This window comes from Salipaludibacillus neizhouensis (assembly GCF_002886185.1).
Taxonomy (GTDB): domain Bacteria; phylum Bacillota; class Bacilli; order Bacillales; family Salisediminibacteriaceae; genus Salipaludibacillus; species Salipaludibacillus neizhouensis.
This window is the reverse complement of record NZ_KZ614146.1, coordinates 166,743-178,792: the sequence shown is the minus strand read 5'-3', so window position 1 is coordinate 178,792 and position 12,050 is coordinate 166,743. Positions and strand designations below refer to the sequence as shown.

Genomic DNA, 12,050 nt, shown 5'->3' with positions numbered 1-12,050 from the left:
AGAATAAAACTAGCAAAGCTTTATTCTGCCATCTTTCAAAAATTCTTCTTTAAGCAGATCGGAAAGTTCATCATCCGACCTGACTCTACGATGCGTATTTTCTAAATAAATATGTTTCTCAGTCTCAGGCATTATAAATGCTTTATACCATTGAAAAAAGTCTGGACTGTCTCCATGCATTCGCAAGAACTTTCGAACGGTATTAACATTATCTATCGTACTAGCAATATTCGTGAGCCAATCAGCACGATAAAAATCTCGCCACTTGCCATGTTCTGATTGATGCAAAGCAAGTAAACTTTCTTTGTAAGCTCGATGTGCCTCTGTCACATAAACAAAAGCTTCTGGATATTTTCCTGAGCAACTATGAACATATCCTTTCAGTAACAATAAAAATCCTCTGCATCCTGATTCATGGAGTATGATCGATACCATCAACTGGTCATGGAATCTTTGTTTATTTTCTTCTGATAATGTATCCATTATTTCGTTTGCTTGCTCTCTTAAAGATTGCAAATCCGTTAAACCAACAGTTAGTCTGTCTTTAAACCATGTGATTTGCTCTTCAAATGACATTTCACCAGTTGCCCATTTTAGAGATTTCATTGCAGTATCGGTTTCACCGCTTAACCAGTGACTAATTATTCTTCTTGCAGGATGATGATAGAATTGTTCCCCTGCTTTTTCATCTTCATGATTCCCGAAATACAAGGTTGCTTCACTGTATTTTTCATAAAGTAATGAGAGTTTCTTAGAATCAGAAGCATACGTTCGTTTTAAAAATTCACGACGATGGTCACTCGAGTTTATTTTCCCCTTCTTCCACATGTCCTTTATCAGATCGAGTGGGTATAAATGTTGACGTATATTACCGCTATTTATTAACCACAAATCTTTTCCACCTGTCTCCAGAACATTTTCAAGTTCATTCGTGAGAATACCTATCGGTAGCGGGGTCATCGTTAAATGGTTGGATGCTTGCAAATCATGAAATGTAACGTGATAATAAATCCCTTGAGGAGAAGTGTCATTATCCATAGGTAATGAGGAAATTCTTAGATTTTCATTTTCTTGCCGTCTGGAAACCATTTTTCCATACCCATTATCCGCCCAGACTTTAATGACATCTTCAGGTACGTTAATATAACCGCCTTTATAAAGCTCTGAAATTTCACCATATAAAGCCATACAACATACAGGATTATTAACCCTTTCTTTAATTAATTCGAACTGTCGATGAACCACTTCTGAAATCAGTTCCCCTCTTTTTTGAGGCGTATCAAAACTTGGATCTGTACTCCAGAATGGTGTATCTCCCTGTCCTCTAAAAGACAGCGTCCAGATAATTTTGTCATTCTTTTGCTTGTTAATCGCATCGATCCATAATTTTTCAAAAAGAGGTGCATTTTCTTTGTAGCTAGCTGTTTCATTCGGATAAGCCCTTAAAAACATTTCTGCTCCTAAAGGTTCTGCATGGTGATGGGTAACCCATAATCCCATTTCAACCGCCAGCTCTTGATGAATCCCTGTTTTAGGCAAGTCCGTACCAGGAATCACCATATTCCCTCCACACCTTAAGAGTGTTTCGAAAACAGGCTGCCATACTTCTTTTGTGGGAGGATACTCTTCTTTCCAACCTATTAAGCAGACTTCATCATTAACAAACCAGCCCCTGTACTTCACCATAGATTCAGGAGAACTATAATGCTCCATTGGAATGTCAACATAGTTATGCTTCCTAATGGGAAGGTCTGCCCAATACCAAAAGGGATCGATTCCTAAATATGTCTCACTAAGATAAAGTAACCCATAAATTATTCCTAGATCATCTTCACACGAAATTTCCATGACTAACTGCTGATCAACATCCTCGTAAAATTTAATTTGATAGCTTTCCGGCCGTCCTAGTGATTCTTCTTTAGCTGCATATGTAAGACGAAGAATACTCCCTGAAGACGTATCATGAATCTTAGGTTCTTTTCCAAAGACAATCGTCATATCTCGGCAAAATATATCTAATCCGTGTTGTACAGCTTTAGAATATTCTCGTGGTGGATCGATTACCGTATGTTCTGTTAATCTAAAAAATTGACCTTTCCACATCTGATCACCCCATTTTTAGTAAGCGATTTCATTTAACAAAAAACGCGTAGCGTCTTTTGTTAAATACAGCGTGATCTTTCGCCACCATCATTTAAGCATCAAGGGCGAACTTCCCTTGATGCTTGTGGCTTAAAGATAGCTGTCAGCTTATACATTCTTATCATTCAATGAAAAAAATTGGATTTCCAAAGAGAAATTGATATTATTCTTATACATCTAATTTAGCAAACTAAATTTATTAAGCCAAGAGCTTCTCTTCATTCTATTGTTAACCAAATCATTTTATTGATTTTTTAAATCTGTCTTATTCTCAACACTGAACTTTAACAGAGCCTTCCCCATAAATGATGCTAATAATTGCTGAAACAGTGTTCCGATAACAACTGGTAGAGCGACCGCCGCAGGGAAGTATACGACTGCAAGTGCAGATCCGACTCCAATATTACGCATTCCTGTACAAAACATCACAGCGACTATCTTTTGAAAACTAAATTTAAACAATTTCGCTAGAACAAAACCTATCATATATGCACTAACAGATATCAAAAAAATCAAACCGGTAATAATCACAACATTGCTTTGTAAAGGCATAAAATAAGGGGCTACGACGGACCCATTAATTAAAATCACGGTTAACAAACAAAGCTTCGCGATAAGATCAAGAGGAATTTGACGACTTTCAAATTTCTTTCTTGAAAAATGATTTACAAGAACACCTAAAATAGAAGGAATAACAATCATTTGAATCAGCCCCGTTACTAAGGCAGGTATATCAAATGATACGGAAGTTTGAAATAGAAGGTATAACGTAATTGGAATAAATATCGGTGCTGCTAACGTATTGATAAATACAATTGTTAAAGCTAAAGAAGTATCTCCTTTATAGATGGATACCCAAAGTAAACTTGCGATTGCTGTAGGAATGATAAATGCTAATACAATTCCAACCAGCGTCATCGGATCATCAGAAAACAGGAAACTTCCAATACCATATGCTAATGCTGGAATAATGATTTGCAATGCAATAATACAAAGGACGATTGGCAATGGAGACCTTATGGTTCTAACTAGTTCCATCGGGGCGATCTTTGTGCTGCTCGCAAACGTAATGATCATGAACAACCAGGGAACAATGAATGTCCAATTTCCAATCCATGAAGAAGCTGAGATACCGACAAATAAAACGATAGGAGTCACTATCGCCATTCTTCCGTTCAAAAATAGATTTATTTTATCCACGAGCTCTTTCACTCCAGGTTTAGATGATATTTGTCACTTTTAAAAATAAGGGACCGAAAAAGTGATACTCAATTTTTCAATCCCTTCGATATTTCTTCAACTAATCAATCCTGTTTAACCAAAAACTCCAAGACTTTCTTTGATAGCTCTTCATTATCTGCATAAACTGGAATGAACCCCCCTACTTGATGCTCTAGTTCCAATCCTAGTTCTTGAATAACAGTTGTATCATTATTTATCGGTAATACATACAGTTCCTCTTCTCCAGTTTCTGGATTCTTTTGCAGATAAGGTTCTTCCATGGACCCCTTGATTGAAATAGGAGCTATGTCATCTAACTGATGTATTCCATCGGGATTAGCAGCAGCGTCTAATAAATGTTCATCAACTATTAGAAGATCACCTTGATGAGCTGCAATTTCCATAAAGAGTTTTTCCAGCATAGAAACATGAAAAACTAATGAGAAATTTTCCTCATCGATTTCTGGCATCTGTTCCAGAATCTGTTTTTCGATTTCTTCTTCATCAATCTTTTCGTTCAACTCTTCCGTAAAAAACAAAACAGTAAATTCTTCTTCTTCATTTCCACATGCGCTCAGTAAGAAGGCGCTGCCAACAAATATTAATATTATCATCAGTTTTTTCATGTTCTTCACCCTAGCTCTATAAGTTGGGTTTATTGTATCATATTCTAGTAATCTAATAGAGCTGTAATACTAGTTATTTTTTAGTGATTTTAATTTACCTCATTCCCCTTCACAGCGAGTAATTCTTTCACAGTAGAGGGCATCCCTTTGTTTTCAATTTGCTTTAAATAATCTTCTGTCAGTTGAGTAAGCCCCTCTATTTCCGTAAGATCTTCTCCCCAAATGAGCTCATATCTTAAAATATTGTTAATAAGTTCGAGTAATGTAATCTCTTCATTTTTGACTTTTATCCACCAGTTTTCTAAGGATAATAGTACTTCCTCTTTTTCATTAAGTGGATACAGCTGTTCGTTTCGTTGTCCAAAAAAACTATCTTCTTCTTGTTTTTCAGGACGATAATAAGCAATTAATGCTGCTAACGAAAATACAATTGTTTTTGGCAGTTCGTCATACTGCTCTGTATACTTTTTTAGGGTTGGAATTAATCGAGAATTAAACTTGTAAAAAGCATTCAAGCCTATGTCGGTTAAATAATGCTTATTAAAAGGGTTAAGAAAACGCTCCTTGACCTCTTCTACAAACTTTGTTTTTTCTTCTAACGGCATATCAACTGTTGGAAGAATTTCATCGAATCCTGACTGAACAAATTCGCTTAAATGGTTATCTTCCATTACCTCCAAAACCGTATCAATTCCATAAAGATAACCAACTGAAAACATCATCGTATGTGGTCCGTTTAAAAGTCTAACCTTTAATTCTCTATAAGGTGTAATATCTCCCCAATTTACATTTATCCCGGCTTGATGCAATGGCAATGCCTCTTTTACAGTGTTATTTCCATCAATCGCTAACATATGATAAGGTTCTCCAACCGTTAATGCAAGATCACTATAGCCAAGCGAATTCTCATATTCTTTAATGGAATCCTTTGGATAGCCAGTTACGATCCGATCTACTAATGTATCGCAAAATTGATTATTCTGTTCTACCCAACTTTTAAAATCATCTGATAAATTCCAGTCACTTGCTTTTCGCAAAACGATTTCCTTCAGCCGTGTACCGTTTTCTTCAATTAATTCGCACGGAATAATCATTAACCCGCTAGTCTTTCTGTCTGGTATTTTTTGATAGCGTTCATATAAGAACACAGTTAATTTCCCGGGAAAGGATTCTGGCACCTCATTAAGGGATGGATAAGCTTCTTCACTATAAGTAATTCCAGCTTCGGTTGTATTAGAGAAGATGAACGAAAGCTCAGAAGAGGCAGCTATCTCAAGGATATTATTCCACTCGTTTTTTGCATTTAATATGCGTGATACAGATGAGATAATCTCACTTTGATTAACAATTTCTCCGTCTTTTCTACCTTTTAATATAACCGTGTATAATGCATCTTGTTCTTTTAATTTCTCCATAGTTCCACCGACGGAATTCGGCTGTATAATTGCTACAGACCCGTTGAAAAGACCTTGTTTGTTCAGTTGATGGATCATCCAGTCCAAATACCCGCGAAGGAAATTCCCCCCACCAAATTGTATTGCTTTTTCAGGTAAATTTGCTATTCTCTCATCAATAACGTCCTCAGATATTTCTTTTCTCGACATAGCAGCGTTTAATCGTTCCATTGTAACTCCTCCTTTTATCTAAGAAAAACGCGTAGCGTCTTTTATTAAATACAGCGTCAGCTTCCGCCGCCTTAAGTATCAAGGATGGGTTTCTCTTGACACTTGTGGCGTAAAGATAGCTGTCAATTTATAAATTATCTTTTAAAAATCATCTTTTTTAAAAGACTGTGTTTCTAAAAGATTAATAACAACGTTGTTATTTCAGGAGTAGATGAGTAATCGCTCAGCAGCTGCAGACCCCGCAGATACAAGTGTTGCTTATCAGAAGGTTATGTTCACGCTTTATTAATTCACTCCAGATGAATGCTTTCCGCGGACACCTCTTTAGCGCTCTTTCGGAAATCTGTTCCGTGGGGTCTTAAACTGACTATTCTATTTCACACAACTCACAATGAACATTGTCCTAGTTACGAAGCTTATATTGAATGTTTTCAATAAATGTTTTAGAGTCCAATAACTCTTCTTTTTTACATTCTTCCATAATAATTGGTGCAAATGGCTTGTATTGCTCTAATAATTGCAGGTATTTTTCGTAATTCATTGTACCTTGACCGGCAGGTAACACATCGAGAGTTTTTCCATTCCATTTTCTATCTTTTGCGTGAGCGGCTATAATACGGTTACCGAGTAATGAGAAAGCTTCCTCTATTACTTGGTCTTGATGATTAAAATTCTGTTCATCCATTAAATTTCCCGGATCTAATACGACTCCAATATTTGAAGAAGGAACCTCATCCAAAAGCTGTTTTAATTCTGGAGCTGTACCAATTAAATGACCATTCGCAGCTTCTATTCCGAGATAGACTCCCCACTTCTCCGCTTCCTCAGTGAGTTCTTCAATAGATTGCACTAAGGTTTTCCAATCGCTTGCTTCTACTTTGCCATCTGGTTTTCCAACTTCCGCTGCTACCATTGGAGCACCCATGAATTTTGCATGTCGGATAAGTTCTTTGAATCTTTCCAAATTTTCTCTTCTAACCTTTTCATCTCTTTCAAATAAGTGTAAATAGCAAGCTAAAACCGAAATAGACACGCCATTTTTATTAAATGCATCCCCTATTTTTTGGGCGAAATTAGGTGTTAATAAACCAGGTTTAGAGAAATCATAATCATCTATGCCCTTCCAAAGCGCTAATTGAACATGATCAAAGCCGTATTCACCTATATTTGTTGCTAGTTCCTTATAAGGTAATTTTCCAAATAAATGTGCAAGAACACCAACTGACATACATATTTCTCTCCTTTGTAATCCTTCACTATTTTTTAAGTAGTAAGATTCTGAGATACTATTGGAATTTAAACTTTTAAAGAGGGAAGTGGTTTTGCTTTTTATCTAGTTGTATGTTGTTTCCCCTCGGCTAGACTCTCGACTTCTGCAAGTGTAGGCGAACCTTCCCAATCACCTTTAAATTGAGTTGCCAATGCTCCCATAAGATTTGCTCGTTTGATCGCTTTCGGCACACTCTTGTTTAAAGATTCATCCGCAAGCGGAGTTTCTGAATCCAGGATGACGGATAATAAACCAGCAGCAAAAGCATCTCCTGCTCCTACGGTATCTACTATATGATCTATTTTGTAAACCTCTTCCTTTTTTTGTTCCTGTCCATATTGAATCAGAGAACCTCGTGTACCGAGTTTTAAGACGACCACTTTGGGCCCCATTTGTTGGAATAAATGTAAATAATCCGCTTCTTGTTTTTCCCCTAAAAGGAACTCCGCTTCATCCAACCCTGGCATGAAAATATCACATAAAGGAATGAGTGAGAGCAGCGTTTCTTTTGCTTTTTCTTCACTCCATAGCTTTTTCCGGAGATTAGGATCAAACGAAACCGTTAAACCACTGGCTTTCGCTTGCTTCATCGATTCCTTGATCATCTCTGTAGTGTATTCCCCTAAAGCAGGAGTAATTCCAGTTACGTGTAAATGCTTAGCACCTTCAAACCAAGTTTCGGCAATGTCTTGTTTTGATAACATACTTGCGGCTGAATTTTTACGATAATAATATACGTTTGGATCTCCATAACCTTTTGACTCTTTGAAAAAAACAGCCGTCTGGTTTTCCGGATCCTTAATTACTTGAGAAATATCGACCCCTTCACCAGCTAGTGTAGACAAAATAATATCAGCAAAAGGATCATTTCCTAACCGGCTTATCCAACGGGTTCTTTTGCCAAGTCGGGACAAAGCTAAAGCTACATTGGATTCTGCTCCTCCGACTGACTTCGCATATAAAGGCGCATAAGTAATTGTCCCCTCTGGCATCGGCTGAAACAAGACCATGCTTTCGCCAATCGTAACAACATCTACTTGATTTCCATTTGCCATATGGGTTATCCCTCCTGCGCTTTATCGATATATTGTTTTGCTAGTTTAGTAATTTCGTTATACTTGCCCTGTTGAATAAGCGATTTATTTACGAGATTACCTCCTAGGCCAGCTGCAATTGCTCCCTGAGAAAAATAGTGATTCATGTTATCAATGGTTATACCACCCGTTACCATCATTGGTATATGAGGTAGAGGGCCCCGAATATTTTTCAAGTAGTCATCTCCCATTGAACCAATTGGAAAGACCTTAACTGCTGATGCTCCCATCTCATATGCGCGAACAATTTCGGTCGGTGTCAACGTTCCAGGCCAAACTTCGATACCTTTTGACACCCCGTAATCGATAACTGCTTCATCTAAATTAGGAGAAACAATATACTTTGAACCTGCCGCTACGGCATCTTTAGCCATATCCAGGTTTAACACAGTCCCGGCACCTATACTTAACTTATCTCCATACTTCTCATTCATTTCACTGATCATTTTCAAAGCGCCATCTGTGTTCAAGGTTACTTCAAGAAAATGAACCCCTCCATCTAAAAGCGCCTGAGCCGTTGGGTCTCCTTGCTCATATGAAATCCCTCGAATAATTGCAACAATCTTTTTAGCTTGTAGTTGTTCTACTAGATTAGCCATCATCAACCTCTTTTTCGTGTTTTTGTTTATTTTAACATGGAACGCTTACATTTTAATAGAAGTAATCTATTAATTTAGATTTTTCCTACTGAATAGAAAGAAGTCGCACCTGAATGAATTTATAAACAGGTACGACAAATCTAATTAATTGATTATTTTAACTCATCCATTGGAACAAAATCCATGTCTTTAAACGTATAATTTTCTCCGGCCATCGCCCAAATAAATGTATAGTTATTTGTTCCAACACCTGAATGAATGGACCAAGGTGGTGATAAGATTGCTTGTTCATTTTTCACTAATAAATGACGAGTTTCATCGGGTCTGCCCATAAAATGGAACACTCGCGATTCTTCTTCCATATCAAAATAGAGATATACTTCTGCTCTGCGGTCATGAACATGGGCAGGCATTGTATTCCACATGTTATTGGGCTCTAGTAACGTCATTCCCATCATTAACTGACAGCTTTGAATTCCTTCACCATGAATATATTTATAGATTGTACGATTGTTAGATTCTGCATCTGATCCGAGCTTGGTAGGTGCTGCATCACTAATTGGAAGTTTCTTCGTTGGATATTCCTTATGCGCATTAGCGGAAACAAAATATAGCCTTGCAGGATTTGAAGGATCCTCACTGTGGAATGTAACATCCTTTTTTCCTAAACCTATATAAAGACAATCACGTTTGTTTAATTCAAATTCCTCACCATCAACAACAACTTTCCCTTTTGGGCCAATGTTAACGATACCAATTTCACGACGTTCTAAGAAATACTCCGTCCGAAGAGCATCCCCCGCATCTAACTTTAGGGTTTTATTGGTAGGAATAACCCCTCCTACTACTACACGATCATAATGAGAATAAACCATGTTGAGTTCCCCCGTTTGAAACAGAGACTCTATCATGAATTCTTTTTTAATTTTATCCGTCGTATACTGCTTGAAATCTTCCGGATTTGTTGCATGTCTAATTTCCATCTAACATTCTCCTCTCAAAAAATAATCGATAATTGATTCAAAACAGATTGTTTTAGTTTGTTTTTGTTCGTTATAGTTCGATTATAACAAGGGCTTTAGAAAATGGCAACCGATAGGTTAGAAAAGAGAGAGGTTAACGAAAATAACTGGTCAGTCACTTTAAGATATGAACTAGCTACTGCCTTTTAAACTATTCATGCAATATCATATAATCATTCCCGATCTTTGTTTGAAATTGGTAAACATTATTTTCTAGTTTATTTACTTTAATTTCTCCTTTTCCATCGATTATTTTTATTGATCCCTTCACTCTTAGAGTGCATTTATTCCCTTTTAAAGAACGAACCTTACCACGCAGAAGCCTATTATTACTCCATTCCATATCAACTTCAAATGCCCCTTTTGTTCGTAAACCTTTAACTGTTCCTGATGACCATTTTTTTGGTAACCCCGGGAGAAGATGTATTTCTCCAGCGTGGCTTTGCATTAATGTTTCTATAATTCCTGCTGTACCTCCAAAATTTCCATCAATTTGGAAAGGAGGATGATTATCAAATAAATTCGGTAGAGTCGAAAAAGATAGTAACTCCATCATATTTTCGTATGCTAAATCACCTTCACCTAAACGTGCCCACATATTAATAATCCAAGCCCTGCTCCAACCTGTATGACCTCCACCATGTGATAGGCGTCTTTCTAACGTTATTTTTGCAGCATCTGCTAAATCCGGTGTTTTCGAAGGGGTAATCTGGTCTCCGGGGTGCAACGCAAAAAGTTGAGATATATGCCGATGTCCAGGATCTTCCTCTTCGTAGTCCTCTAACCATTCTTGAATTTGTCCGTATTTGCCAATTTTAAAAGGTGGAAGTTTTTCTCGTGATTTTCTCAATTCATTTTGAAATTCATTATCCTTTTCAAGGATCTCACTTGCTTTTATGCAACTTGTGAATAAAGCGTAAATGATTTGACTATCCATTGATGGCGCTTCGCAGAGCGTTCCTTTTTCACCATTTGGCAGTATATACATATTTTCTGGTGAAACGGATGGAGTCGTTATAAGCAATCCATCTTTATTTTCGACCAAAAAGTCCACAAAAAACAATGACGCCTCTTTAAGTGTTTCATAAGCGTTTTCCAGAAATTCTATATCCTCTGTAAATTCATAGTGCTCCCATAAATGCAAACTCATCCACGCTGCCCCTAATGGCCATATGGTTGCCGGCATATAAATATCCTGAGGGGCTGTATCACCCCAGATATCCGTATTATGATGAGCGGTAAAACCGCGACAGCCATACATCTTTTTAGCGGTAACCCTTCCTGGTTTTCTCATCGTCTCTATATGGTTAAACAAGGGTTTATGGCACTCGGATAGCTGACAAACTTCTGCCGGCCAATAATTCATCTCTACATTTATATTCGTCGTGTATTTACTATCCCAAGGTGGAAGCATTTTCTCATTCCAAATCCCTTGGAGAGTTGCTGGTAGTGAGTTCGGGCGACTAGATGATATTAATAAGTAACGGCCAAAATCAAAATACAGGTTGATTAAATCATCATCCTCTTCCCCATTTTTTACACGTTCCAATCTTTCATTCGTTGCTAATTGGTGAAAACTTTCTTCCTCACCTATCCGTAAATCAACACGGTCAAAGAGTGATTGGTAATCTTCTAGATGTGTTTGCAATAAAGAAGCATATTTTTTATTTGAAGCACGTCGGAGAGTGTTGACACATTGCGCCTCGACACCTTCAAAACGATAAGATGTTGCTGCTGTTAAGAGCAACGTTACTGCATCTGCATTTTCAACAATAAGTCTGTTACCAATGACTTTTACAGTCCCATTCTCAGGAATTGCTTGCACAACACTCTGAAAGGAAATCCCTCCTTGACCACCCGTCACTCCCCTCATTACGATTTTATCCGAAGACAAACCTTCCAAACTATCGATATTTCTCGTTTTACCGCGATCATAAAAAGTTTGAAAAGAAATGGATTCTTTTACTGAAGAAGTAAGTCTTATAACCATCACTTGATCAGGATAACTGGTGTAAACTTCCCGCTTATAATCGATGTTGTTCATTGTATACTCTACTCGAACGATACCGGTTTTCATATCTAGTTCTCTATGATAATCCGAGATATTATTTTCACTGTCTGACAAAGTTAAGAATAATTCTCCTAATGGTTCATAATGACGCTGGGACGATGGCAAGCCTGGAAACGAAAGCTTCGCTAAATCTTCTGCCTCTTTAAGTTTCCCATCAGACAATAGTTTTCTAACCTCAGGTAAATACAATAAAGCATCTGGATTATTACGATCTCGAGGTCCGCCATACCATACAGAATCCTCATTTAATTGAATTTTTTCAGTCTCAACAGTTCCAAATACCATCCCACCGAGTCGTCCGTTCCCAATCGGCAATGCTTCATTCCATTCTTTAGCAGGGGCTTTGTACCAAAGTTTTTTATTTCTCATGTCTTCAACCT

The 12,050-nt window shown here is 37.4% G+C and carries 9 protein-coding genes; all 9 read right to left on the bottom strand.

Going from position 1 to position 12,050, the window contains the following annotated elements; all coding sequences use genetic code 11:
• Positions 1–9 precede the first annotated feature (9 nt).
• On the bottom strand, positions 10–2,103 hold the full coding sequence (locus CEF18_RS00740; protein ID WP_110934702.1) for a glycosyl hydrolase 115 family protein: 2,094 nt from the start codon (positions 2,101–2,103) through the stop codon (positions 10–12).
• Between the two features lie 282 nt (positions 2,104–2,385).
• Positions 2,386–3,342, bottom strand: a complete 957-nt coding sequence (locus tag CEF18_RS00735; protein WP_110934701.1) for a bile acid:sodium symporter family protein — start codon at positions 3,340–3,342, stop codon at positions 2,386–2,388.
• A gap of 104 nt (positions 3,343–3,446) precedes the next feature.
• A complete protein-coding gene (locus CEF18_RS00730; RefSeq protein WP_110934700.1) occupies positions 3,447–3,989 on the bottom strand; it encodes a lipoprotein in 543 nt (180 codons plus the stop codon).
• A gap of 89 nt (positions 3,990–4,078) precedes the next feature.
• Complete coding sequence (locus CEF18_RS00725) at positions 4,079–5,614, bottom strand: tagaturonate reductase (protein WP_110934699.1); 1,536 nt, start codon at positions 5,612–5,614, stop codon at positions 4,079–4,081.
• Between the two features lie 403 nt (positions 5,615–6,017).
• On the bottom strand, positions 6,018–6,842 hold the full coding sequence (locus tag CEF18_RS00720) for a sugar phosphate isomerase/epimerase family protein (protein WP_110934698.1): 825 nt from the start codon (positions 6,840–6,842) through the stop codon (positions 6,018–6,020).
• Positions 6,843–6,943: 101 nt separating this feature from the next.
• Positions 6,944–7,939 carry a sugar kinase gene (locus tag CEF18_RS00715; protein WP_110934697.1) on the bottom strand — a complete coding sequence of 332 codons (996 nt, stop codon included), beginning with the start codon at positions 7,937–7,939 and terminating at the stop codon, positions 6,944–6,946.
• 5 nt (positions 7,940–7,944) lie between these two features.
• Positions 7,945–8,577 carry a bifunctional 4-hydroxy-2-oxoglutarate aldolase/2-dehydro-3-deoxy-phosphogluconate aldolase gene (locus CEF18_RS00710; RefSeq protein ID WP_223292200.1) on the bottom strand — a complete coding sequence of 211 codons (633 nt, stop codon included), beginning with the start codon at positions 8,575–8,577 and terminating at the stop codon, positions 7,945–7,947.
• A gap of 152 nt (positions 8,578–8,729) precedes the next feature.
• A complete protein-coding gene (kduI, locus tag CEF18_RS00705) occupies positions 8,730–9,560 on the bottom strand; it encodes a 5-dehydro-4-deoxy-D-glucuronate isomerase (protein ID WP_110934695.1) in 831 nt (276 codons plus the stop codon).
• Positions 9,561–9,750: 190 nt separating this feature from the next.
• A complete protein-coding gene (locus CEF18_RS00700; RefSeq protein ID WP_110934694.1) occupies positions 9,751–12,039 on the bottom strand; it encodes a glycoside hydrolase family 95 protein in 2,289 nt (762 codons plus the stop codon).
• Positions 12,040–12,050 lie beyond the last annotated feature (11 nt).

Excerpts from the sequence above, each read along its gene's own strand:
- CEF18_RS00715 (WP_110934697.1), bottom strand. The coding sequence starts at position 7,939 with ATGGCAAATGGAAATCAAGTAGATGTTGTTACGATTGGCGAAAGCATG.
- CEF18_RS00725 (WP_110934699.1), bottom strand. The coding sequence starts at position 5,614 with ATGGAACGATTAAACGCTGCTATGTCGAGAAAAGAAATATCTGAGGAC.
- kduI (WP_110934695.1), bottom strand. The coding sequence starts at position 9,560 with ATGGAAATTAGACATGCAACAAATCCGGAAGATTTCAAGCAGTATACG.
- CEF18_RS00720 (WP_110934698.1), bottom strand. The coding sequence starts at position 6,842 with ATGTCAGTTGGTGTTCTTGCACATTTATTTGGAAAATTACCTTATAAG.
- CEF18_RS00740 (WP_110934702.1), bottom strand. The coding sequence starts at position 2,103 with ATGTGGAAAGGTCAATTTTTTAGATTAACAGAACATACGGTAATCGAT.
- CEF18_RS00700 (WP_110934694.1), bottom strand. The coding sequence starts at position 12,039 with ATGAGAAATAAAAAACTTTGGTACAAAGCCCCTGCTAAAGAATGGAAT.
- CEF18_RS00710 (WP_223292200.1), bottom strand. The coding sequence starts at position 8,577 with ATGGCTAATCTAGTAGAACAACTACAAGCTAAAAAGATTGTTGCAATT.
- CEF18_RS00730 (WP_110934700.1), bottom strand. The coding sequence starts at position 3,989 with ATGAAAAAACTGATGATAATATTAATATTTGTTGGCAGCGCCTTCTTA.